Genomic DNA, 23764 nt, shown 5'->3' on the forward strand with positions numbered 1-23764 from the left:
CCTCAGAGCCTCTGCTGTTTGCACCATTGCACAGGTGAAACCCGACGTCTTACTGAGCTTCTGGCCCATAGATGTCGAAGTTGAAGTACTTGGCTTCGATGGCCTTGTACTTGCCGTTCTTGCGGATCGCGTCGATCGCGGCGTTGATACGCTCACGATTGGCGTTGTCGCCCTTGCGCACGGCGATGCCGACGCCGTCACCGAAGTACTTCACGTCGGTGAACGACGGCCCGACGAAGGCGAAACCTTTGCCAGCGTCGGTCTTGAGGAAGCCGTCTTCGAGCAGGGTGGCATCGGCCACGGTGCCATCCAGGCGGCCGGCGGCGACGTCGAGATAGATTTCGTTCTGGGTGCCATAAGGCACGACGGTGGCCCCTTTGGGCGCCAGGACTTCCTTGGCGAAGCGGTCATGGATCGAGCCGCGCTGCACGCCGATCTTCTTGCCGCTGAGCTCATGCAGGTCTTCGCTGACCTGAGTGCCGTCCTTCATGACCAGGCGAGCCGGGGTCAGGTAGTAGCGCTTGGTGAAGTCGACCGACTTCTTGCGGTCTTCAGTGATCGACATGGACGAGAGGATGGCGTCGATCTTACGCACCTTCAGTGCAGGGATCAGGCCGTCGAACTCCTGCTCGACCCAGGTGCACTTGGCTTTCATCTCTTCGCACAGGGCGTTGCCGATGTCGTAGTCGAAACCGGCGATGCTGCCGTCAGGTTGCTTGAAGGCGAAGGGTGGGTAGGCGGCCTCGATACCGATCTTCAACGGTTTCTCATCGGCCTGCGATGCCAGGGACAACACGGACAGCGCCAGGGCGCCAAGCAGTGCGAGCTTCTTCATCAGGTAACTCCATCGGTACAGGGCAATACAAGGCAGGTGTAACGACTGCCCGACATGCGAATGGGTACAACGCGAGCCGCGGGGGTATCGACCAAGGTCGCAGACCACGAGCGAGTGAGTGGCATTTTAACGACAGCCCGGTGACCGATATTTCTTCAAAGCGACAACTACTTACAGAAGCGCCTTGAACCGCGGCGGGCGATATTGACAGCTCCCGCACAATATGCAAGAGCAAAAGAAAAATAACCTATAAGCCAAGCAATAAGCGGGCCTATTATTGGCAAAGCCTTGTACGACGGCAAGTCCAGCGTGCCAGCTTGCAAAAAAAGCCCCCGCGCCGCACCACATTAGTATCTAACTGTTTCGACTCGCCCCGCTTTTGTGCGAAATCGGTGACAGGAAAGGTTACCGATGAATGTCGGGTAACATCCCTCCAGTAAAGCAAAAACCCCGCCGGTTGCCCGAGCGGGGTTTCATTATGTTGCCTGCTCTATAGGTGCGGCCTCGCGCCGCGAACAGGGCCGCCAAGCGGCCCCACCCGAGCTCAAGCCGACGCCAACGCCATCGCCTTGTGGGTGTCGATCAGATGCTGCACCACCCCAGGATCGGCCAGCGTCGAGATATCCCCCAACGCATCGTATTCACCCGTGGCGATCTTGCGCAGGATGCGTCGCATGATCTTGCCCGAGCGAGTCTTGGGCAGCCCCGGCGCCCACTGGATCACATCCGGCGAGGCGATCGGACCGATCTCCTTGCGCACCCAGTTCTTCAGCTCCAGGCGCAGCGCCTCGCTCGGCTGCTCGCCGGCATTGAGGGTCACGTACACATAGATGCCCTGCCCCTTGATGTCGTGCGGCACGCCCACCACCGCCGCCTCGGCGACCTTGGCGTGCGCCACCATGGCGCTTTCGATCTCGGCGGTGCCCATGCGGTGGCCGGAGACGTTGAGCACGTCATCGACCCGGCCGGTGATCCAGTAGTAGCCATCCTCGTCGCGGCGCGCGCCGTCGCCGGTGAAGTACATGCCACGGAAGGTCTTGAAGTAGGTGTCGACGAAACGGTCGTGGTCGCCGTACAGCGAACGCGACTGGCCCGGCCAGGAGTCGAGGATCACCAGGTTGCCCTCAGCCGCGCCTTCGATCAGGTTGCCCAGGTTGTCCACCAGCGCCGGCACCACGCCGAAGAACGGACGGGTCGCCGAGCCAGGCTTCAGGCCCGTGGCACCCGGCAGCGGGCTGATCAGGATGCCGCCGGTTTCGGTCTGCCACCAAGTGTCGACGATCGGGCAACGCTCCTTGCCCACGGTCTGGTAGTACCAGTTCCAGGCCTCGGGGTTGATCGGCTCGCCCACCGAGCCCAGCAGGCGCAGGCTCGAGCCATCGGCACCGGCCACTGCGGCCTGCCCTTCGGCCATCATGGCGCGGATGGCGGTCGGTGCGGTGTAGAGGATGTTGACCTGGTGCTTGTCGATGATCTTCGACACGCGGGTGATGTCCGGGTAGTTCGGCACGCCTTCGAACAGCAGCGTGGTCGCGCCGTTGGCCAGCGGCCCGTAGACGATGTAGCTGTGGCCAGTGACCCAGCCCACGTCGGCGGTGCACCAGTAGACCTCACCCGGGCGGTAGTCGAACACCCGCTCGTGGGTCAGCGCGGCGTACACCAGGTAGCCGCCAGTGGTGTGCAGCACACCCTTGGGCTTGCCGGTGGAGCCGGAGGTATAAAGGATGAACAGCGGCTCCTCGGCCCCCATCTCCTTCGGCGCGCAGTGGCTGGAGGCGACCTTCATCAGGTCTTCGTACCAGATGTCGCGGTGCTGGTGCCAGGCGATGTCGCCACCGGTGCGCTTGCACACGATGATCTTCTGCACGCTGCTGGTTTCAGGGTTGGTCAGGGCCAGGTCGACATTGGCCTTGAGCGGGGTACGGCGGCCACCGCGCACGCCTTCGTCGGCGGTGATGACGATCTTCGAGCGGCAGTCGATGATGCGCCCGGCCAGCGCCTCGGGCGAGAAGCCACCGAACACCACCGAGTGGATCGCACCGATGCGCGCACAGGCCAGCATGGCCACCACGGCTTCAGGGATCATCGGCATGTAGATGGTCACCACGTCGCCGCGATGCACGTCCTGGCCACGCAGGGCGTTGGCGAACTTGCAGACTTGCTCGTGCAGCTCGCGGTAAGTGATGTTGCGGCTGTCGGCCGGGTCGTCGCCTTCCCAGATGATGGCGACCTGATCGCCACGCTCGGCCAGATGGCGGTCGAGGCAGTTGTAGGAAACGTTCAGAGTGCCGTCAGCGAACCACTTGATGTCGACATGGTGATCGTCGAAGGAGGTCTGCTTGACCTTGGTGAAGGGCTTGATCCAGTCCAGGCGCTGGGCCTGCTCGCGCCAGAAGCCGTCCGGGTTGATCACCGACTGCTGGTACATGGCCTTGTAGGTGGCCTCGTCGGTCAGGGTAGTGGCCGCAACCTCGGGACGAACGGGATACAGGGGAGCCGCACTCATCTGTTTTACCTCGGTGTAATAGTTGTTTTTGTATGGAATCGTTTGTAACTGTACCAGAGCGCGAAAAGCCATTCGACGTTGGTAGTAGCGAAACGCTGGAATCCCTACAAAAACTTACACAACCGCTCTAACCCAGCACTCACAGGGCTGCGACGAAAAAAACCGATGACGCGACCCTGGGGATTGTTACAGATTCTGTCAAAAGGCAAAAAAACTTTATCAAAACGCCATCTGTTTCAATGCACTGCCCCACCATAAAATTCATCTCGCCAACAACGGCAAGGCGATTAACTCAAGTTGCAGCCCCCACGAAGGCAAGTTGATCCCCTCTAAATACGATAGTTAAAACTTGGCTGTACTCGCGGCGCCAAAAGCGCCGCGTGCCCCCTCACGACCTTAGACAGGTAAATTGAAAATGAAAGCGTTACTGGCATTGGTACTTGGCGGTCTTTGCAGCGCGGCGATGGCCGACGAAGTTGCAAAGGATGTCGAGCAGATTCCGGTTGAGCAGTACAGTTATTCGCAGCATCTGGACATCGCCCGCGTACTCTCCATGAGCGAAGTCCCGAACGTCTGCGAAGTGGTTCCAGCCCGCATGACCTATGAGGACTCCCAAGGTCAGAAGCATATTCTGGAGTACCGCGTGATGGGCAACGGCTGCTCCAACGGCTGATCCAGACCGTAACGCCTGCCGCGCCTCGAACATCCCGAGGCGCGCGGCGCCGAAAGTTTCATCCATGCACGTTCTGAGCACTTAACCTCTTTAACTTCATTCCGCCGATTTGTTGAGCGAATAATCGCGCAACTTGTTGGCTATTGTCGTATGGGAAACGCCTAGACGCTTACCCAACGCTCGACTACTGGAATATTCCGTCATCAAGGATTCCAGCACGGCCTTTTCAAATCGTCCGACAATTTGCGCAAGATCCCCTTCGAGCGAAAATTCGCCCAACGGCTGCCGCGCCCCATAGTCCGGCAGGCGAATATGCTCTCCTTTCACGACTCCGCCCTCGCACAACGATACCGCCTGGAACAGCACGTTCTCCAACTGGCGCACGTTGCCTGGCCAGTGATACTGGCTGAGTTTGTCCATCGCCGCTGGCGCCAGACGCGGCATGGGGCAACCGATCTGCCGGCTGGCCTGGTCGAGAAAATGCTGTACCAGCCCATCCAGGCCATCCATGCATTCGCGCAGCGGCGGGATGTGCAGCGACAGCACATTGAGCCGGTGATACAGGTCCTGGCGGAACTCGCCCCGGGCGCACAATTCGGAGAGATCGACCTGGGTGGCACAGATGACCCGCACATCGAGGTACACCTCTTCGTCACTGCCCACTCGGCGGAAGCAGCCATCCTGCAGGAACCGCAGCAGCTTGACCTGCAGGCGCGGGCTCATCTCCCCCACCCCATCGAGGAACAACGTGCCACCGGCAGTCAGCTCCAACAGCCCGAGCTTGCCTTCGGCTCGTGCTCCCTCGAAAGCACCGGGGCCATAACCGAACAGCTCGGTTTCAGCCATCGACTCCGGCAGGCCTGCGCAATTGAGCGCCATCAGCGGCGCCTGACCGCGCGGGCTGGCCAGGTGGCAGGCACGCGCCAACAGTTCTTTGCCGGTGCCGGTTTCACCTTCGATCAGCAACGGCGCATCCAGAGGCGCCATCCGCCGCGCCTCGCGCACCACAGCGGCCATCACTCGAGAGCTCTGGAAGATACTGTCGAAGCCGCGCAACTCCTGCTTGCGAACGTTGTAGATGCGTTCACCAATACGATCTGCCCGGTGCAAAGTCAGTACCGCGCCGGCCAGCGCCTCGCTGTCGTCGTGCTCTGATTGCAGCGGCGCGATGTCGGCGAGGAACACATCGCCCTTGACCTTGATGCGCAGGCCGTTGATCCGTGATTTGTTGGCCCGTACCAGCTCCGGCAGATCGAAGTCCTCGACATAACGCGCCAGCGGGAGCCCCGGCACCTCATCGACCCGTACGCCCAGCAGTTGGGCGGCGCTGCGGTTGGCCGCGACGATGCTGCCGCCCATGTCGATCGACAGCACCGGGAAGTCCAGCGCACCCAGCAAGGCGTTGAGTTCCATGTGCCGCCGCTCGCTGGGCATCAGGCCAACACGCTTGACCCCGAACACCCCGGCGATCGACTCGAACTTGGGCCGCAGCGCCTGGAACTGCAGATTGATCAGGTTCGGGCAATGCAGGTAGATGGCGTTGCCGTGATCGCCACCGACCTCCCCGCGCAACACGTTGATGCCGTATTCCACCAGCAGGTTGAGGATGTCCCGCAGGATGCCGATGCGGTTCTGGCAATGCACTTTGATACGCATGGAAAAGCCCCGAGGCGCGCCAGATATTTCAGCGTCGCATGGAAAAGTCGTAAAGATAAGCTGACAAAAACCAAGGGTAGGCCAGCTCGATGGCTGTGATTTTCCGGCATCCGGGTAGTTTTGTAAAATTATCGTTACAGAAAGGAGGCCTTCAATCGCTCCTCCAGCATCGGTCACCCCGTGCAAAGGCTCAGGTAAGGGGATATTCCTTAAGGCATGTCCTGCACATAACAAGAAAGCCCTCACCAGGAGAGCCACATGAAACAGACGCAATACGTGGCACGCGAGCCCGATGCGCATGGTTTTATCGACTACCCGCCACAGGAACACGCGGTGTGGAACACCCTGATCACCCGCCAGCTGAAAGTGATCGAAGGTCGCGCCTGCCAGGAATACCTCGACGGCATCGAGCAGCTCAAGCTGCCCCACGACCGCATCCCGCAGTTGGGCGAGATCAACAAGGTCCTGGGCGCCACCACCGGTTGGCAAGTTGCCCGCGTTCCGGCGTTGATCCCCTTCCAAACCTTCTTCGAACTGCTGGCCAGCAAGCGCTTCCCGGTGGCCACGTTCATCCGTACTCCGGAAGAGTTGGACTACCTGCAGGAGCCGGACATCTTCCATGAAATCTTCGGCCACTGCCCGCTGCTGACCAACCCCTGGTTCGCAGAGTTCACCCACACCTACGGCAAATTGGGCCTGGCGGCCACCAAGGAAGAACGCGTCTACCTGGCTCGCCTGTACTGGATGACCATCGAGTTCGGCCTGATGGAGACCCCGCAAGGTCGCAAGATCTACGGCGGCGGCATCCTCTCCTCGCCCAAGGAAACCGTCTACAGCCTGTCCGGTGAGCCGGAGCACCAGGCGTTCGATCCAATCGAGGCCATGCGCACGCCGTATCGCATCGATATCCTGCAGCCTCTGTACTTTGTACTGCCCAACCTCAAGCGTCTGTTCGACCTGGCCCACGAAGACATCATGGGCATGGTCCACCAGGCCATGAAGCTGGGCCTGCACGCACCCAAGTTTCCACCCAAGGCGGCTGCCTGAGCCGCCTTGTCGATAACAACTCAAATCGGAAAAACACCCATGAATGCCTTGAACCAAGCCCATTGCGAAGCCTGCCGCGCCGACGCACCGAAAGTCACCGACGAAGAACTGGCCGAGCTGATCCGTGAGATCCCGGACTGGAACATTGAAGTGCGTGACGGCCACATGGAGCTGGAGCGTGTCTTCCTGTTCAAGAACTTCAAGCACGCCCTGGCCTTCACCAACGCCATCGGTGAAATCGCCGAGGCCGAAGGCCACCACCCTGGCCTGCTGACCGAGTGGGGCAAGGTCACCGTCACGTGGTGGAGCCACTCGATCAAAGGCCTGCACCGCAACGACTTCATCATGTGCGCGCGCACCGACGAAGTCGCAAAGACCGCCGAAGGGCGCAAGTGATGCATTTCGCGGCCATTGGCCGGGTCCCCGGCGACCCGATCCTCGGGCTGATGGAGGCCTACGCCCGCGACACCAACCCAGCCAAGTTCGACCTGGGCGTGGGCGTGTTCAAAGACGCACAGGGCCTGACCCCGATCCCTGCGGCGGTCAAGCAGGCCGAGCAGCGCCTGGTGGAGCGGCAAGCCACCAAAAGCTATGTGGGCGGTCATGGCGATGCCGACTTCGGCCGCCTGGTCAGCGAGCTGGTCCTGGGCAGCGCCTCGCCGCTGCTCGCCAGCCAGCGTGCCGGTGCCACCCAGACCCCGGGCGGCACCGGTGCCCTGCGCCTGGCGGCGGAGTTCATCGCCCATTGCCTGCCGGGCCGTGGCATCTGGCTCAGCGACCCCACCTGGCCGATCCACGAGACTATCTTTGCCGGCGCCAAGCTGAAAGTGTCCCACTATCCCTACGTGGGCGCGGACAACCGCCTGGATGTCGCCGGCATGCTGGCGGCCCTGGAACAGGCCCCGGAAGGCGACGTGGTTCTGCTGCATGCGTGCTGCCACAACCCCACCGGTTTCGACCTGAGCCAGGACGACTGGCGCGCCGTGCTTAAGGTAGTGCGCAAGCGCAACCTGCTGCCGCTGATCGACTTTGCCTACCAAGGTTTCGGTGACGGCCTGGAAGAGGACGCCTGGGCAGTTCGCCTGTTCGCGGCCGAACTGCCGGAGCTGCTGATCACCAGCTCCTGCTCGAAGAACTTCGGCCTGTACCGCGATCGCACCGGCGCCTTGCTGGTCTGCAGCCATGACGCCGAAAAGCTGCTGGATGTGCGCAGTCAACTGGCGCTTTTGGCGCGCAACCTGTGGTCCACACCGCCAGACCATGGCGCGGCGGTGGTCGCGCAGATCCTCGGCGACCCGGACCTCAAGGCCCTCTGGGTCGAAGAGGTGAACGCCATGCGCCAACGCATCGCCGAACTACGCGAGGGTTTGGTCAAGGCCTTGGCGCCGCACGGCCTGGCCGAGCGCTTCGCCCACATCGCCGCGCAACGCGGGATGTTCTCCTACACAGGGCTGAACCCGGAGCAGGTCCGCCTGCTGCGTGAAAAGCACAGCGTGTACATGGTCGGCACAGGCCGGGCAAACGTCGCCGGGGCCGATGCCCTGCGACTGGAGCAACTGGCAGCGGCCATCGCCGACGTCTGCCGGTAAGTGCCTGTTCGAGGTAAGCCCGCTCTCACAGATACGACGCCACGCCCTAGGGCAGCAGCGCATTTGTGGGTCGGGTTTACCCGCGAAGAAGCCTCCCCGATTGTCCGATAGCCGCCCGCATAACCACGCCGCAGGGCGGAAAAAACTCAAACTGTCATTCGGACTCCTGTATCCTGCCCCAGCTTTTCGAAGCCACACACGCGCCTGGCGCAGTCTTTTCACTCACACTTGCGAGGAACGACGAGATGCATGAAATCCCGAATCTTCCCTTCCCAAGCCTGAACCCCGAAGAGCAAACCGTTGCTGCCCACACCGAACCGACGCCTGCCGTCGAACAGGATGGCGACGATCAATCCAGCGCCGACCAGGAATAAATCGCGCATCCCTCCGACTGTGTGAAAACGGCTGACTCGCGGGAACTTGCCCGTCATCGCGTTTTCACACCGTCCAGAACCCCTACCTGCAAAAGGCCTCCATGCCCGACTCACCGCGCCCTCTTGCGGTCACCCTGCAAGTCGTTTCCATCGTCCTTTTCACCTTCATCGGCTACCTGAACATCGGCATTCCCCTGGCCGTGCTGCCAGGCTATGTGCACAACGACCTGGGTTTCAGTGCCATCGTCGCAGGGCTGGTGATCAGCGTGCAGTACCTGGCCACCCTACTCAGTCGCCCTCGGGCCGGGCGCATCATCGACAATCTCGGCAGCAAGAAGGCCGTGATGTACGGCCTGTTCGGCTGCGGCCTTAGCGGCGTGTTTATGTTGGCCAGCAGCTTTTTCACCCACCAGCCCTGGCTGAGCCTGGCGTGCCTGCTCATTGGCCGCCTGGTGCTGGGCAGTGCGGAAAGCCTCGTCGGCGCAGGCGCCATCGGCTGGGGCATCGGCCGAGTCGGTGCTGAGCACACGGCCAAGGTGATTTCCTGGAACGGCATCGCCAGCTATGGCGCCCTGGCCGTCGGTGCGCCGCTCGGGGTGCTGATGGTGAAGAACCTGGGGCTGTGGAGCATGGGTGTGAGCATCATGCTGCTGGGAGGTATTGGCCTGCTGCTGGCCTGGCCCAAGCGTGCCGCGCCGATCGTCGCCGGCGTGCGGCTACCGTTCCTGCGGGTTCTGGGCAAGGTATTCCCGCATGGCTCGGGGCTTGCCCTGGGCTCGATCGGGTTTGGCACCATCGCCACCTTCATCACCCTCTATTACGCCAGTCGCGATTGGAACAACGCCGCGCTGTGCCTGAGCCTGTTCGGCGCCTGCTTCATCGGTGCCCGCTTGCTGTTTGGCAACCTGATCAATCGTATCGGCGGGTTTCGCGTGGCCATTGCCTGCCTGGCGGTGGAAGCCCTTGGCCTGTTGATGCTGTGGCAAGCGCCTAGCGCTGAGCTGGCCCTGGCAGGCGCGGCACTCAGTGGCTTCGGTTTTTCGCTGGTGTTCCCGGCGCTGGGCGTGGAGGCGGTCAACCAAGTGTCAGCCGCCAACCGCGGGGCTGCGGTGGGCGCCTATTCGCTGTTCATCGACTTGTCGCTGGGGATCACCGGGCCGCTGGTGGGCGCCGTGGCAGCGGGGTTCGGATTTGCCTCGATGTTCCTGTTCGCGGCGGCGGCAGCGGGGTGCGGGTTGACGCTGAGCCTGTATCTGTATCGCCAGGCACAGCGCTTGCGGCAAAACCTCTGAAAACCTGAAGCTCGCCACAGGCTTGTTCGCGGGTAAACCCGCTCCCACAGGTACAGCACCGCCATCAAAGGCAGCGACGATCCTGTGGGTTTACCCGCGAAGAGGCCTGCACCGAATGACCCACCTCAGCGCTGCGCGTACTGCAACACCACTTCCAGCGGATGGCGCATCTGACGCTCGGTCATCCGCTTGACCTGGCTGCGGCACGAATACCCCGTGGCCAATGGCTCCCCTTCTTTGTCCAGCTTGGTCGCCCAGGACTGCTCGAAGATGGTCCTTGAGGTCTGCTGGTTGCGCGCCTCGTGACCATAGGTGCCGGACATGCCGCAGCAACCGGTGGCTTCGGTGACCAGTTTCAGGCCCAGCCGCGCGAACACCTGCTCCCACTGTCGGGTACTGGCTGGCACGTTGGTCTTTTCAGTGCAGTGGGCCATCAGGCGGAAGCTGCCAGCATCGACGCCAGCCTGCTCCGGCAGCACGTCCATCAGCCATTCCTGGGGCAGCAGTACGTTCGGGCACCCGTCCAGCCCCTCGACCTTCTGGTACTCCTGGCGATACACCAGGGTCATGGCCGGGTCCAGGCCTACCAGCGGTACGCCGCATTCGGCCAAGGCCTTGAGCTGGGTGGCATTGCGGATCGCCGCCTTGGCGAAGGCGCCCAGGAAGCCCTGCACGTGCAGCGGCTTGCCATTGGCGCTGTAGGGCGCCAGGAACACCCGATGACCCAGACGGTGCGCCAACTCGATGAAGGCTGCCAACAATGGCGTCTCGAAGTAACGGGTGAAGGCATCCTGAACCAGCACAATGGAGCGCTCGCGTTGGGCCGGGGTCAGCTCACGCAGGGCCGGCACGCTGGCCACACCGACGCGGCAGCGGGTCAGGGTCGACTGGAAGTTGAAGCGGCTGATCAACGGGCTGTCGACCATCCCGACTTTGTCGGCCAGCAGCTTGCTCACCCATTTGGACCCCATCACGGCGTTGTACAGCCCAGGGGCGTGAGCCAGATACGGAATGGTGAACTCCAGCGAACCGATCAGGTAATCACGCAGCGGGCGCTGGTAGCGGCCGTGGTACAGCTCTAGGAAGCGCGAACGGAAGTCCGGCACATTGACCTTGATCGGGCACTGCCCCGCGCAGGACTTGCACGCCAGGCAGCCCGCCATGGCGTCATAGACCTCGTGGGAGAAGTCCTCCTGCCCTTGTTGGCGAGCGCGGGCATTGCGCAGGCGCGCCGGCAGGCCCTTGAGCCAGGACACCTTGCCACGAGCGGCGGCGAGCACATCGATATCCGACTCGCCCTGCAAGCGCAGCCACTCACGGATCAGCGAAGCACGGCCCTTGGGCGAATGCTGACGCTCGCGGGTGGCTTTCCACGATGGGCACATGGCGTCGTTGGGGTCGTAGTTGTAACAGGCGCCATTGCCGTTGCAATGCACGGCGCTGCCAAAGCTCTGCCACACACGCTCGTCGATGGTGCGGTCCAGGTCGCCGCGCAGGGTCACGCCATCGACCGGAGTCAGGCCTTCGGGGCTGTCTGGCGGCGTGCAGATCTTGCCCGGGTTGAGCTGGTTGTGCGGGTCGAAAGCGCCCTTGAGGCGTTGCAGCGCCGGGTACAACTCGCCGAAGTACTCCGGCACGTATTCAGAGCGCAGGCCCTTGCCGTGCTCGCCCCATAGCAGGCCGCCGTAACGCTGGGTCAAGGCGGCGACTGCATCGGAGATCGGTTTGACCAGCGCGGCCTGGGCCGGGTCTTTCATGTCCAGGGCCGGGCGCACGTGCAGCACGCCGGCATCGACGTGACCGAACATGCCATAGGCCAGGCCATGGCTGTCGAGCAGCGCACGGAAATCGGCGATGTAGTCAGCCAGTTGCTCCGGTGGTACCGCGGTGTCCTCGACGAACGGCTGTGGGCGAACCTCCCCTTCGACGTTGCCCAGCAGGCCCACCGAGCGCTTGCGCATGGTGTAGACCTTGGTCACGGCCTCGGCGCCCTCGGCCAGGGTGTGGCCCAGACGCTCGACGCTGGTATCGCTTTTAAGGTGGGCGATGAACGCCTCGACCCGAGCGTTGACCTCGGCCGGTTCGTCACCGCAGAACTCGACCAGGTTGATGCCAAGCGTCGGACGCTCGGGGTCGGCCGGGAAGTATTCGGCGACGCTGTGCCAGACGATGTCCTGCATCGCCAGCATCAAGACCTTGGAGTCGACGGTCTCGATCGACAATGGCTTGTGCGCCATCAGCGCGTTGGCATCGCGCAGGGCGTCCATGAAGCTGGTGTAGCGCACGTTGACCAGCACCGCGTACTTCGGAATCGGCAGTACGTTGAGCTTGGCCTCGACCACATAGCCCAGGGAGCCCTCGGCGCCACACAGTACGCTGTTGAGGTTGAAGCGGCCCTGCTCGTCGCGCAGGTGCGCCAGGTCGTAGCCGGTCAGGCAGCGGTTGAGCTTGGGGAAGGTACTTTCGATCAGCTCGCCCTGGGTTTGCTGGATATCCCGGGCCATGCGGTACACCTCACCGATGCGACCAGGCGCCGCACAGGCCTGCTCCAGCGCGGCATCGTCGATCGGCAGGCTGTGCAGGCGCTCCCCACCGAGCAGGACGCTGTGCAGCTCGAGCACGTGGTCGCGGGTCTTGCCGTAGGTGCAACTGCCCTGCCCGCTGGCGTCGGTGTTGATCATGCCGCCGACGGTGGCGCGGTTGGAGGTGGACAGCTCCGGGGCGAAGAACAGCCCGTGGGGCTTGAGCGCAGCGTTGAGCTGATCCTTGACCGTGCCGGCCTGAACCCGTACCCAACGCTCCTCGACGTTGATCTCAAGGATCTTGTTCATGTGCCGCGACAGGTCGACCACGATGCCATCAGTGAGCGACTGGCCATTGGTACCGGTACCGCCGCCGCGTGGCGTCAGCTTGATCTGGCGAAAGCGCGGCTCGGCCATCAGCGTGGCAACCCGCGCCACATCGTCGGCATCCATGGGGAACACGGCCGCCTGGGGCAGGCGCTGGTAGATGGAGTTGTCGGTGGCCAGCACGGTACGGGTGCCGTAGTCGGCGCTGATCTGGCCACGGAAGCCACTGTTGCGCAGGGCTTCGAGGAATTCTGGGTAGTGGGCGGCAGGCGCACGGGTCGACAGCTGGGCGATCATCGAAGGATGGCCTCTTGATAGGGCTAATTCACGGAAATCCTGTCACACCGGCATGAATGGAGCATGCGAGGATGACGAATACGCCAATGTTCCTGTAGTTTCCAGCCAAGGGCAAACGGATATTCCTGCCGCTATCGATGAGTTTTGCGAATGAATTACCGCCACCTGACACCGTCGATGTCGTTGCTGCTGGCCTTCGAGGCCGCCGCGCGGCATGAAAGCTACACCCGCGCCGCCGCAGAACTGTCTCTGACCCAGAGCGCCGTCAGCCGACAGGTGCAGGCGTTGGAGCAACAGCTTGGCCTGACGCTGTTTCGCCGCGAGGGGCGTCAGGTCCAGCTGACCGACGTGGGTCGACTGTACCAACGCGAGCTCAGCGAGGCCTTGGGACGTATCCGCAGCGCCACCTTGCAGGCCCTGGCCTATCAGTCGGGCGTCGGCACCTTGCGCTTGGCCACCTTGCCGACCTTCGGCTCCAAATGGCTGCTGCCGCGCCTGCATGCGTTCTACACCGCGCACCCGGGAATGCTGGTGCACATCCATTCACGGATCGAAGCGATCAACTTCGACACCAGCGAGATCGACGCGGCCATCGGTGTCGCCACCCATGACTTGCCAGGCCTGATCTGCCATCGACTGCATGCCGAGGAACTGGTGGTCATCTTGCCGCCACCGGCTGCAGCCGATGCCCGCGGCTGGGACCCTGCACGCATCAGCGAACAGGTGCTACTCAATGTCGCCAACAACCCCCATGCCTGGGGTGAGTGGTTTTCCCACCACGGCTTGGCGCACCGCAGCATGCGCCTTGGGCCCAGCTTCGAGCTGACGTCGCATTTGATCCAGGCGGTGAGGGCCGGGATCGGGATCGGCCTGGTGCCGAGGATTCTGGTGGAAGACGAACTGGCCAGCGGCGAGCTGTTCAGTCCCGGGGACGCCTTTGCCAGCCAACGCAGCTATTACCTGATCTACCCCCCACGCAACGAGGCACTGCCTTCATTGCGAGCGTTCCGGGGGTGGTTGCTGGAGCAGATCTGATCGCCGTCTAGCCGTGATTGCGCTCGAACGTCTCACGTCCCATGGCCTTGATCTGCCCTTCGATCAAGGCATCGAAGGGCCTGCACAGCGCATCGAAACGCCCTGCCCCCTCCAACGCATTCAAGGCTTCGACCACCGCCTCGATGGTCGACAGGGCACCCGGCTCCGGCGCCTTGCGCAAGCGGTAGCGTGAAGGCGGCACATGGCCCAGGGTCACCCGCGGCAACGCTTCGAGCAGCGGGTTGAGGTAGAGCAGTTTGCGCGCCTTGCGCCAGGTGCCATCGGGGACGATCAACAGCAACGGCGTGTCGTCTCCGGTCGGATAAGCCGACAGCACCTGGGCTTGTTCACCCGGGAACAACAGCACCGGCCGATACCCGGGCGTGGCGAGCAGCGCCTGCAGGTCATCGAACACCTCGCCCACCCGCAGCTCGGCGTTCACCAGGCCCAACGCGGTCAGACGCGCGGTATTCAGGGCATGGGACACTTCACTGGGGTGCTGCAGCAGAACCACGCGGGTCCGGCTGTGGAGGCTGGGAATCAGCGGGCAAAGGCAGTGATCGAGCGGACGCTGACAGCGTTCGCAGCGGGGTCTGGACATCGGCTTCTCCTTACCGGGCGCAGTGTGCCACAGCCACTCGGAAAAGCCCCACATCCATGTGGGAGAAGCGAATCGTCAGCGGTTGAAACGTTCTGCCAGGCTGTGCAGGTACTCGGCCATGCGTTCAAGGTCCTGGCTGATCTGCGCGCCCTGTTTGGCTTGTCCGGCACTCTCGTCGCACAAGTGGGCGATGCGCACGATCTGCTGGTTGATGTCCTCGGCGACATGGCTCTGCTGCTCCGAGGCCGTCGCCATTTGCTGGCTCATGCCCGTGATACGGCTGACCGCCTGGACAATACCGGACAGCGCTTGCTGGACCGCCTCGACGCTGTGCACGCTGTCACGGGAGATCTGCTCGCCGCGATTGGCGGTGGTGACCGCCCGCTCGGCGCCCGAACGCAGCGACGCGATGATGTGATGGATTTCGTCGGTGGAGGCCCGGGTGCGCTGGGCCAGGGAGCGCACTTCATCGGCCACGACCGCGAATCCTCGCCCCTGCTCGCCGGCCCGCGCAGCCTCGATCGCCGCATTGAGTGCCAGCAGGTTGGTCTGCTCGGCGATCGACGTGATCACGTCCACCACGCTGCCGATCGACTGGGTCTGCTCGGCCAGCGCATTGACCGCCTGGCCGATGTCGTTGACCGCATCGCTCATGCTGCCCATGGCCTTGAGGCTCTGTTGCGCCAGCTCGCTGCCTTGCTGGGCCAGATGGTCGGCATCACTGGCTGCGTGAGCGGTGCTCTGCACGTTGTGGGTGACCTGCTGGATGGTCGCGGCCATCTGCGCGATGGCGGTGGCCGACTGGTCGGTCTCGCTGCGCTGGCGATCGAGCATCTGCGCCTGGGCATCGGACAAACCGGCTGACTGCGCGGCCCGCGACTTGACCCCTACACCGGCATCCACCAGTCGGGTCAGGGCTGTATGCAAGCGCGCCTCCTCACTGATGATGGCCAGATCCAGTTGCCCTTGCAGGCCCGGATTGTCGCTGTAGGTCAAAGCCACCAGCGGGCTGGTGAAGGCCTTGGGATGCTCAGCCAGGGTCCGGCGGATGGCCTGGTTCTGGCGATGTTCGATCCAGTACCAGGCCCCCAGCATGCTGGCCATCAGCACGCCCAGCGCCGCGTACTGCGGTAACCAAAGATACGCAGCCGCCGACGCGAGGCCCGCGCCGATCAACGGCAGGCCATGTTGCAGCCCAGAGCCGATGCGTGCCGCCCAAGGCACTGCCGAACGTGCGCCGCGCAAACGCGCATAAAGCGCCTCGGCGCGGCGAATCTGATCACGGGTCGGGACCGAACGCACCGACTCGTAGCCGCTGATCCGGCCATTCTCGTAAATGGCCGTGACGTAGGCACTGACCCAATAGAAGTCACCGTTCTTGGCGCGGTTCTTGACCACCCCCATCCAAGGTTTGCCCTGCTTGATGGTTTCCCACATGTGGCCGAAGACCGAAGGTGGCATGTCGGGGTGGCGCACCAGGTTGTGCGGCTGGCCCACCAGCTCGTCGTAGGTGAAACCGCTGATGGCCACGAATGCGTCATTGCAATAGGTGATGCGGCTGTTCAGATCGGTGGTGGAGATCAGCCGCTGGTCGGACGGGAAGGTTCTTTCTTGCTCTGTGACGGGCAAATTCATGCGCATCTGGCAGTCCTTGCTTTGTGTAGATGATGGGAAATTTCATCAAAGCAAATAGATGTTTAGCAGAACGCCATCACTCCAGTCGCATGCCTAGCGGGAAATTTACACAGTCTGACGCAATGTTCTAAAAACGACGTTTTCTAACTGACATTCAGTTGCGACTTGAGCAAGTCGCGGAAGGTCTGGATCAACGGTTCGCGGCTGCGCCCACGGCGGATGATCAACGAAAACGGCGCCTGATAGCCAAAGGTGGCCGGCGACAGGACGCGCAGGTCGCCCTTGTCGACCCAGGCCTGGGCGTAATGCTCGGGCAGATAACCGATATAGGCCCCGGAGAGAATCAGGATCAACTGCGCCTCCATGCTCTCCACTGTCGCCGCGCTGTGCTTGAAGCCGTGACGCGCCAACTCCGCCTGGCTCCAGTAACCCCGCCCAACCATCCGTTGCTGGGTGATCACTTCTTCCGGTACCCGACGCTCGCCGAACAACGAGTGCCGGCTGCTGCAGTACAGCCAGTGCTGCTCCCGGTACAACGGCTGGTACACCAGGCCGCTCATGCGTGAGGAAAAGGCGCCGATGGCCAGGTCCAGGCGATTGTCCTGCACCCCCAACTGCAGTTCGTAGGGGCTGGAGACCGACAGATGCAGGTGCACCGCCGGATGTTCCTGACTGTACGCGCCGATGGCCTCGGCCAGCGGCAGGGCGCGGTCGCCCACGGTGGAGTCGATCACCCCCAGGTTGAGGGTACCGCGCAGCTCGCCCTTGAGCGCTGCGGCGTATTGCTCGAAACCATCGAGTTCGGCCAGCAGACGCAAGGTCTCCTGATGGAACAGCTCGCCTTTGCTGGTCAGGCTGAAACCGCCACGGCCTCGGTGGCATAGGACAATGCCCAAGGCGCTTTCCAACTGGCTCATGTAGGTGCTGATGGCCGACGTGGAAAGGTTCAGCTCACGCTGGGCATTGGCGAAGCCCTGGTGGCGCACCACGCTGATGAAGATACGCAGCAGTTTCAGGTCGGGCAGTGAAGAAGCCATGGAGCGACGGTTCCGCAGGGTGGAAATCACCAGAGTCTAACCCGCTGCGAAGGGTTAGTTTAGAAAATCCTGAAGTAAGTATTTGTCTGTAGCGATTCCTCCCGCCCACTACCTTGCGCAGACTGAGCCCCAATGTCCCTGCCCGCCGGCGCCTGCTTGCCTGCCTGGCACGCTGCGGCACAGGTTCGAACAAACAGAACAATCGACCGACTGATGAGGCCCACCGTGGAAAAGATTCTCCACCAACCACTGGGCGGCAACGAAATGCCGCGTTTCGGCGGCATCGCCACCATGCTCCGTCTCCCCCACCTGCAAAGCGCCGAAGGCCTGGACGCCGCGTTCATTGGCGTACCGCTGGACATCGGCACCTCGCTGCGTTCGGGCACTCGCTTCGGTCCGCGTCAGATCCGCGCCGAGTCGGTGATGATCCGCCCGTACAACATGGCGACCGGCGCCGCCCCGTTCGACTCGCTGTCGGTCGCCGACATCGGTGACGTGGCGATCAACACCTTCAACCTGCTCGACGCCGTGCGCATCATCGAAGAAGCCTACGACGAAATCCTCGAGCACAACATCATTCCCCTGACCCTCGGTGGCGACCACACCATCACCCTGCCGATCCTGCGCGCGCTGCACAAAAAGCACGGCAAGATCGGCCTGGTGCATATCGACGCCCACGCCGACGTCAACGATCATATGTTCGGTGAGAAGATCGCCCACGGCACCACCTTCCGCCGTGCGGTGGAAGAAGGTCTGCTCGACTGCGACCGCGTCGTCCAGATCGGCCTGCGCGCCCAGGGCTACACCGCCGATGATTTCAACTGGAGCCGCCGCCAGGGCTTCCGCGTCGTGCAGGCCGAAGAGTGCTGGCACAAGTCGCTGGAGCCACTGATGGCCGAAGTGCGCGAGAAGGTCGGTGGCGGCCCAGTCTACCTGTCGTTCGACATCGACGGCATCGACCCGGCCTGGGCCCCAGGCACCGGTACCCCGGAGATCGGTGGCCTGACCACCATCCAGGCGATGGAGATCATCCGTGGCTGCCACGGCCTGGACCTGATCGGCTGCGACCTGGTCGAGGTCTCGCCGCCCTACGACACCACCGGCAACACCTCGCTGCTCGGCGCGAACCTGCTGTTCGAGATGCTCTGCGTGCTGCCGGGCGTGGTACGCCGCTGAGCGAGTAGTCACACACCTGTGTAGGTGCAAGCTTGCCCTGCGATGACGATGGCATGACCGGCCATGCAGTCCACCGGACCGTGATCGCAGGACACGCCGCCCCCACACAGGATGTGAACGCAACACCTGCGGCAGGAGCCATTAGGAAGGGCCATTGAGGCCCGCCAACACAAGACAAGACCGCCGGGCGCCATGAACCGCTCGGACAGTCGATCTCGCCATAATAAAGATAATCGGGAGCCCCCCAATGGCCTTGGACATCATCGTTGTACTGATCTATGCCGCCGGCATGCTCGGCCTCGGCTGGTATGGAATGCGCCGCGCGAAAACCCATGAAGACTACCTGGTGGCAGGGCGCAACCTCGGCCCTACCCTGTACATGGGCACCATGGCCACCACCGTGCTGGGCGGCGCGTCCACCGTCGGCACCGTGCGCCTGGGCTACGTGCACGGCATCTCCGGCTTCTGGCTGTGCGCCGCCCTGGGCCTGGGGATCATCGCCCTCAACCTGTTCCTGGCAAAGCCGCTGCTGCGCCTGAAGATCTTCACCGTCACCCAGGTGCTGGAGCGCCGCTACAACCCGATGGCTCGCCAAGCCAGTGCAGCGATCATGCTCGCCTACGCCCTGATGATCGCGGTCACCTCGACCCTGGCCATGGGCACCGTGCTGCAGGTGCTGCTGGATGTACCGTTCTGGATGGCACTGCTGTTCGGCGGTGGCGTGGTGGTGGTGTACTCGACCATCGGCGGCATGTGGTCGCTGACCCTGACCGACATCGTCCAATTCGTCATCAAGACCGTGGGCCTGATGTTCATCCTGCTGCCGATCTGCCTGTACAAGGCCGGTGGCTGGAACACCCTGGTAGCCAAGCTGCCGGCGGCCAGCTTCAGCTGGACCACCATCGGCTGGGACACCATCATTACCTACTTCCTGATCTACTTCTTCGGCATCCTCATCGGCCAAGATATCTGGCAGCGGGTGTTCACCGCCCGTGACGAGAAGGTCTGCCAGCGCGCCGGTACCGTCGCCGGTGTCTACTGCGTGCTGTACGGCCTGGCGTGCGCCCTGATCGGCATGGCTGCCCACGTGTTGCTGCCTGACCTGGCCAACCCGAACAACGCCTTTGCCGAAATGATCAAAGGTCAATTGCCCGAGGGTATCCGTGGCCTGCTGATGGCCGCGGCCCTGGCGGCGATGATGTCCACCGCCAGCGCAGGCCTGTTGGCCGCCTCGACCACCCTGACCGAAGACCTGCTGCCCAAACTGCGTGGCGGCAAGCAGTCGAGCCTGGGCGTGAACCGCCTGTTCACCCTGATCACCGGTCTGGTGGTACTGGGCATCGCCCTGGCGGTGAACGATGTGATCAGCGCCCTGACCCTGGCCTACAACCTGCTGGTCGGCGGCATGCTGATCCCACTGATCGGTGCGATTTTCTGGAAGCGCGCCACCACCGCCGGCGCCATCACCAGCATGTCGCTGGGCTTCGTCACCGCACTGCTCTTCATGTTCAAGGATGGTCTGGACGCCAACTCGCCGATCTACTACAGCCTGGCGATCGGCCTGGTGAGCTTCGTGGTGGTCAGCCTGCTGTCGCGCCGCTCTGTGGCAACCGTCAACCTGGCGTGATGTAAAGTGAACACTTGGCGCCCCGACGGGCGCCAGGCAGGAAAAAAGAAAGGCCGCGGCATCGTGAGATGCGGCGGCCTTTTCGTTTCAGCGACGACGCGGTTGGCGCTTGCGCTGCTCTTCGTCGGTTGGGATCGGTACCGGCTGCAGCGGAGGTGGGAGCAAGCCCAGGGCGACGGCGAGGTCGTGGAGCCAGTTGTACATTCGCTTGTTCATAATGCCCCCTTCACGGGTCAGCCTCACGGCGATTCAGTCCTTCGATGTTCCATACAGATAATAGCCCGATGTCCTACATCGCGCATGCCTCTGCTCCTACAGATAGGGGCGAGTTTGACGCGGATCAAGCGGAAATGGCACTTGCCGACCGTCGGTCAATTGTTTCCCCTTGTTGCACATCGATCCACGCCTGCAGGTTGGCCCCCAGCATGCCCTGGCGCCACATCAGCCAGGTGACCGCATGATCGAACGGCGCCTGCAAACGGTGCGCCTGCACCTGGTCACGTCCAGGAAGGGTGTCGAGCATGGACTGGGCCATCAATGCCACCCCTGCGCCGGCGATCACACAGGCCAGCATGCTCTGGTACGACTCGATCTCCATCACTCGCCCCATGGGCGTGTGGTCGTGGGCATACCAGGCTTCCAGACGCATCCGGTAGGAGCACCCTTGACGGAAGGTGAACACCGCACGCCCGGCGACGTCCCGCGCGCTGCGCACCGGCGGATGCTCCGGGCGGGTGATCAGCACCAGCACCTCCTCGCACAACGGCACGCCATCGAGCCCGGCCAGGCTCAGCGGGCCGTCCACCAGCGCTGCATCGAGTCGATGGGCCAGCAATCCTTCCAGCAATTCGCCACTGGGTGCGGCCTGCACTTGCAGATTCACCGCAGGGTAGGCCTGGTGATAACGCGCCAGCAGTGGCGGCAGATGCGTCGCCGCGGTGCTGTACATGGTGCCGAGCACGAAGTCGCCGGCCGGTTGGCCACCTTGCACCGCAGCGATCGCCTCATCGCGCAAGGTCGACAGGCGATTGGCGTAGTCCAGCAGGACTTTACCTGCCGGGGACAGTTGCAGGCGCTGGCGCTCACGCACGAACAATTCCACCCCCAGTTGCTCCTCCAACTGACGCAATCGCGTCGACAGGTTCGATGGCACCCGGTGCAAACGCTCGGCGGCACGCGTGACCGACCCCTCCTCGGCCACAGCCTGGAAGATGCGCAGTTGGCTGAACTCCACAATGTTCTCCAAAACAGAATAACTTGATCATCATTATTCAATTTTATTGAAAGTCAATCCTCACTAACCTGCCCCCATCACTTTCGCCTGGCAGGAGAGGCCGCCATGTCACCCTTCGTACAACTGCTGGCCAGCGCCGTGGCCTTGATGATGGCCATGGGCATCGGCCGCTTTGCCCTCACCTCGCAGTTGCCGCGCCTGATTGCCGAAGGTCAGCTCGACCTGACCGCAGGCGGCCTAGTCGCGGCGGCCAATTACCTGGGCTACTTTCTTGGCGCTGTCGATGGCATGTTCGCCCGTCAGCCGAGCCAAGTTCGCCTGCGTCTGCATGCCGGTCTCTGCCTGTGCGTATTGCTGACTCTCGCCTCCTGGGCGGCCGATGGTTTCTGGAGCCATGCGCTGCTGCGCTTTGGCACCGGTGTGGCCAGTGCCTGGGTGCTTGTGATGATCACCAGCCTCAGCCAACAACTGGCCGCCGCACACGGCCGCGCTCGCCTCGGCGCCCTGGTGTTCGCCGGGCCTGGCATGGGTATCGCCGTGACCGGTTTGCTGGCACTGGGAGCACACCTGCTGGGCCTGGACTCCGCGGCCCTGTGGTTGGTCTATGCGGTAGCTGCGTTGGCCATGCTGTTGGCCGTATTGCCCTGGCTGCCGCAGCCAATGGCCACCAGCGTGCCGCCGAGTGCGACCGACAGCGCCGCCGCCCGCGCCACCGGGATCGGGCGGCTGGGCGTGATCTACGCCCTGTACGGCATCGGCTACATCCTGCCCGCCACCTTTCTGTCGCAGATGGCCAGCCATCAGTTTCAGGGGCATTGGGCGGCCGATCTGTTCTGGCCGGCGTTCGGCCTGGCGGCAGCGTTGGGCGTGATGCTGGTCGGTCTGCGCCGTCCCGGCCGGACATCCGCCTGGCTGAGCGCGACCTTGTGGCTGCAAGGCCTGGGTGTGCTGGCGTGCTTGCTGGGCGATGGGCTGGGTCTGGCCTTGGGCGTCGTGCTGTGTGGTGCGCCGTTCCTGGCCTGCATGCAGCTTGTGATGCAACGTTCGCGGGAGCTGGCGCCCCATGCCACCCAACGTAATGCCGGCCTGTTGACCGCCTGTTTCGCCGCAGGCCAGCTCAGCGGCCCCCTTCTGGCAGCCGTGAGCAATCACTACTGGGGCGGGTTGCAGCCTGCCTTGTTACTGGCCGCAGGCGGGCTGGGGCTGGCCGGCCTGTTGGCACTGACCGGCATTGGCGCTGTGCACGCCAGCCCGGCCAATGCCTGCCCCTCATCTTGAGGGCCCTTGAGGGCATGGGGTGCGCTCAGCCCACCAGCCTGCGCAATTGCTTGCGCACCCACCGTTCCGCGCTGACCAGGATGACCCCGCCCAACACCATCAACGCGCCCAATACGAAGTTCAGGCTCAATGGCTCGTCCAGCAACAGCACGCCAAAGGTCACGCCGAACAGCGGTGTGATGAACGAGAACACGGCCAGGTTGGACGCCAGGTACTTTCGCAGCAACCAAAACCAGGTCAGATAACTGACGAAGGACACCACGACGGCCTGGAACAGCACGCTACCCACAGCCAGCGGTGTGAATGAGACCTTGCCGATCTGGCCGCTGACCAGCGCAATCAGCAGCAACCCGACAAAGCCCACCAACAACTGGTAGAACAGCGTGAGATCGACCGGGGCTTCCGACAGCCGTGACCCACGCACCACCACGGTGGTCGCGCCCCAAGCCAAGCCCGCCAGCACGCCCAGCGCGTCTCCGAGCAACATGCGCCCATCGAGTTGGTTCAGCGACATCCCGCCAGCGAATGCCGTGGCGATCCCGGCGAAGGCCAACAGGATGCCCAACCACTGCAACAGCCGCAGGCGCTCGCTTGGCAATGTAAAGTGCAGCCCCAGGGCCGTGAACACTGGCGCGGTGTAGAGAAACACCGACATGTGCGCCGCCGACGTCAGTTTCAGCCCCTCGGCGATGAACAGGAACTCCAGGCCAAACAACCCACCGGCCAGCAAGCCCGCCCGCCAGGTGCTGCCTACCATGGACCACCCGCCCCGCCAGCAGACCAGAAGCCCCACCAGCACCGCGGCGATACCGGAACGCAGCGCAGCCTGCATCACCGGCGCGATCTCGCTGGCAGCCCATTTGATCAATACCTGCTGGCTACCCCAGATCAGGCACAGCCCCAACATGACCTGCAACGCAAAAGCATCGGGGTTCTTGCGAGCCGCGCTCATGGGCGGCCCCCGTGGTCTATCGATGGCATGGGCGAGGTCCGTTCTCTGGTAAATGAGTACCGATTATCGGG

Annotated in this window: 20 protein-coding genes and 1 pseudogene; 10 read left to right on the top strand and 11 right to left on the bottom strand. The window is 63.1% G+C overall.

Going from position 1 to position 23764, the window contains the following annotated elements; all coding sequences use genetic code 11:
• Nucleotides 1–49: 49 nt before the first annotated feature.
• Together IEC33019_RS16795 and acs are read right to left on the bottom strand one after the other, a co-directional pair.
• Entirely contained in the window at nt 50–835 is a 786-nt protein-coding gene (locus IEC33019_RS16795; protein WP_070092504.1) for an ABC transporter substrate-binding protein, read from the bottom strand.
• 544 nt (nt 836–1379) lie between these two features.
• Entirely contained in the window at nt 1380–3341 is a 1962-nt protein-coding gene (gene acs, locus IEC33019_RS16800) for an acetate--CoA ligase (protein ID WP_099593765.1), read from the bottom strand.
• A gap of 415 nt (nt 3342–3756) precedes the next feature.
• On the opposite strand from acs, the gene IEC33019_RS16805 reads away from it, so the two are divergent.
• A complete protein-coding gene (locus IEC33019_RS16805) occupies nt 3757–4014 on the top strand; it encodes a DUF2790 domain-containing protein (RefSeq protein ID WP_043209383.1) in 258 nt (85 codons plus the stop codon).
• A 96-nt stretch (nt 4015–4110) separates the two neighbouring features.
• On the opposite strand, the gene IEC33019_RS16810 is transcribed toward IEC33019_RS16805, so the two are convergent.
• Nucleotides 4111–5670, bottom strand: a complete 1560-nt coding sequence (locus tag IEC33019_RS16810; RefSeq protein ID WP_070093217.1) for a sigma-54-dependent transcriptional regulator — start codon at nt 5668–5670, stop codon at nt 4111–4113.
• A 258-nt stretch (nt 5671–5928) separates the two neighbouring features.
• Between IEC33019_RS16810 and phhA the strand changes: the two genes are divergently transcribed.
• From phhA to IEC33019_RS16835, 5 genes are all read left to right on the top strand, one after another.
• The gene (gene phhA / locus IEC33019_RS16820) at nt 5929–6717 is read left to right on the top strand and encodes a phenylalanine 4-monooxygenase (RefSeq protein ID WP_070093218.1); all 789 of its coding nucleotides are present in this window, start codon (nt 5929–5931) and stop codon (nt 6715–6717) included.
• Nucleotides 6718–6756: 39 nt separating this feature from the next.
• Nucleotides 6757–7113: a 4a-hydroxytetrahydrobiopterin dehydratase gene (locus tag IEC33019_RS16825; protein ID WP_028691075.1), complete on the top strand. Its 357-nt coding sequence runs from the start codon at nt 6757–6759 to the stop codon at nt 7111–7113.
• Nucleotides 7110–8306 (top strand): amino acid aminotransferase, encoded by a 1197-nt coding sequence (locus IEC33019_RS16830; RefSeq protein ID WP_170831789.1) that lies wholly within the window; start codon nt 7110–7112, stop codon nt 8304–8306. The genes IEC33019_RS16825 and IEC33019_RS16830 overlap by 4 nt, the downstream gene beginning before the upstream one ends.
• A 245-nt stretch (nt 8307–8551) precedes the next feature.
• Nucleotides 8552–8680 carry a hypothetical protein gene (locus IEC33019_RS28005; protein ID WP_256543836.1) on the top strand — a complete coding sequence of 43 codons (129 nt, stop codon included), beginning with the start codon at nt 8552–8554 and terminating at the stop codon, nt 8678–8680.
• Nucleotides 8681–8781: 101 nt separating this feature from the next.
• On the top strand, nt 8782–9972 hold the full coding sequence (locus IEC33019_RS16835; RefSeq protein WP_070093220.1) for an MFS transporter: 1191 nt from the start codon (nt 8782–8784) through the stop codon (nt 9970–9972).
• 125 nt (nt 9973–10097) lie between these two features.
• On the opposite strand, the gene ydiJ is transcribed toward IEC33019_RS16835, so the two are convergent.
• Nucleotides 10098–13118 carry a D-2-hydroxyglutarate dehydrogenase YdiJ gene (gene ydiJ / locus IEC33019_RS16840; protein WP_070093221.1) on the bottom strand — a complete coding sequence of 1007 codons (3021 nt, stop codon included), beginning with the start codon at nt 13116–13118 and terminating at the stop codon, nt 10098–10100.
• A 150-nt stretch (nt 13119–13268) separates the two neighbouring features.
• Here ydiJ and IEC33019_RS16845 point away from each other — a divergent pair, with 150 nt between their 5' ends.
• Nucleotides 13269–14153, top strand: coding sequence for a LysR substrate-binding domain-containing protein (locus tag IEC33019_RS16845; protein WP_070093222.1), 885 nt, complete (start codon nt 13269–13271; stop codon nt 14151–14153).
• A 7-nt stretch (nt 14154–14160) separates the two neighbouring features.
• Here IEC33019_RS16845 and IEC33019_RS16850 read toward each other — a convergent pair whose 3' ends face one another.
• The 4 genes and pseudogenes from IEC33019_RS16850 to IEC33019_RS16860 all read right to left on the bottom strand — a co-directional run bounded on the left by IEC33019_RS16850 (nt 14161) and on the right by IEC33019_RS16860 (nt 17426).
• The gene (locus IEC33019_RS16850) at nt 14161–14754 is read right to left on the bottom strand and encodes a tRNA-uridine aminocarboxypropyltransferase (protein ID WP_070093223.1); all 594 of its coding nucleotides are present in this window, start codon (nt 14752–14754) and stop codon (nt 14161–14163) included.
• Nucleotides 14755–14829: 75 nt separating this feature from the next.
• Nucleotides 14830–15858 carry a methyl-accepting chemotaxis protein gene (locus tag IEC33019_RS16855; RefSeq protein WP_372340656.1) on the bottom strand — a complete coding sequence of 343 codons (1029 nt, stop codon included), beginning with the start codon at nt 15856–15858 and terminating at the stop codon, nt 14830–14832.
• A gap of 255 nt (nt 15859–16113) precedes the next feature.
• A pseudogene (locus IEC33019_RS28220) lies at nt 16114–16395 on the bottom strand (PAS domain-containing protein); the annotation flags it as partial.
• Nucleotides 16396–16532: 137 nt separating this feature from the next.
• Nucleotides 16533–17426, bottom strand: a complete 894-nt coding sequence (locus IEC33019_RS16860) for a LysR family transcriptional regulator (RefSeq protein WP_070093225.1) — start codon at nt 17424–17426, stop codon at nt 16533–16535.
• A gap of 225 nt (nt 17427–17651) precedes the next feature.
• Between IEC33019_RS16860 and speB the strand changes: the two genes are divergently transcribed.
• Complete coding sequence (gene speB / locus IEC33019_RS16865) at nt 17652–18602, top strand: agmatinase (protein ID WP_043209365.1); 951 nt, start codon at nt 17652–17654, stop codon at nt 18600–18602.
• Nucleotides 18603–18849: 247 nt separating this feature from the next.
• Nucleotides 18850–20229, top strand: a complete 1380-nt coding sequence (locus IEC33019_RS16870; protein WP_070093226.1) for a sodium:solute symporter — start codon at nt 18850–18852, stop codon at nt 20227–20229.
• 87 nt (nt 20230–20316) lie between these two features.
• Here IEC33019_RS16870 and IEC33019_RS28010 read toward each other — a convergent pair whose 3' ends face one another.
• Both IEC33019_RS28010 and ptrR read right to left on the bottom strand, forming a co-directional pair.
• Entirely contained in the window at nt 20317–20445 is a 129-nt protein-coding gene (locus IEC33019_RS28010) for a PA1414 family protein (RefSeq protein ID WP_256815133.1), read from the bottom strand.
• A 124-nt stretch (nt 20446–20569) separates the two neighbouring features.
• Nucleotides 20570–21463 (bottom strand): putrescine utilization regulator PtrR, encoded by an 894-nt coding sequence (gene ptrR / locus IEC33019_RS16875; protein WP_070093227.1) that lies wholly within the window; start codon nt 21461–21463, stop codon nt 20570–20572.
• 105 nt (nt 21464–21568) lie between these two features.
• On the opposite strand from ptrR, the gene IEC33019_RS16880 reads away from it, so the two are divergent.
• Nucleotides 21569–22741 (top strand): YbfB/YjiJ family MFS transporter, encoded by a 1173-nt coding sequence (locus IEC33019_RS16880; protein ID WP_070093228.1) that lies wholly within the window; start codon nt 21569–21571, stop codon nt 22739–22741.
• 25 nt (nt 22742–22766) lie between these two features.
• On the opposite strand, the gene IEC33019_RS16885 is transcribed toward IEC33019_RS16880, so the two are convergent.
• Nucleotides 22767–23693: a DMT family transporter gene (locus IEC33019_RS16885; RefSeq protein ID WP_070093229.1), complete on the bottom strand. Its 927-nt coding sequence runs from the start codon at nt 23691–23693 to the stop codon at nt 22767–22769.
• Nucleotides 23694–23764: the final 71 nt, after the last annotated feature.

This window comes from Pseudomonas putida (genome assembly GCF_002741075.1).
GTDB lineage: Bacteria > Pseudomonadota > Gammaproteobacteria > Pseudomonadales > Pseudomonadaceae > Aquipseudomonas > Aquipseudomonas putida_T.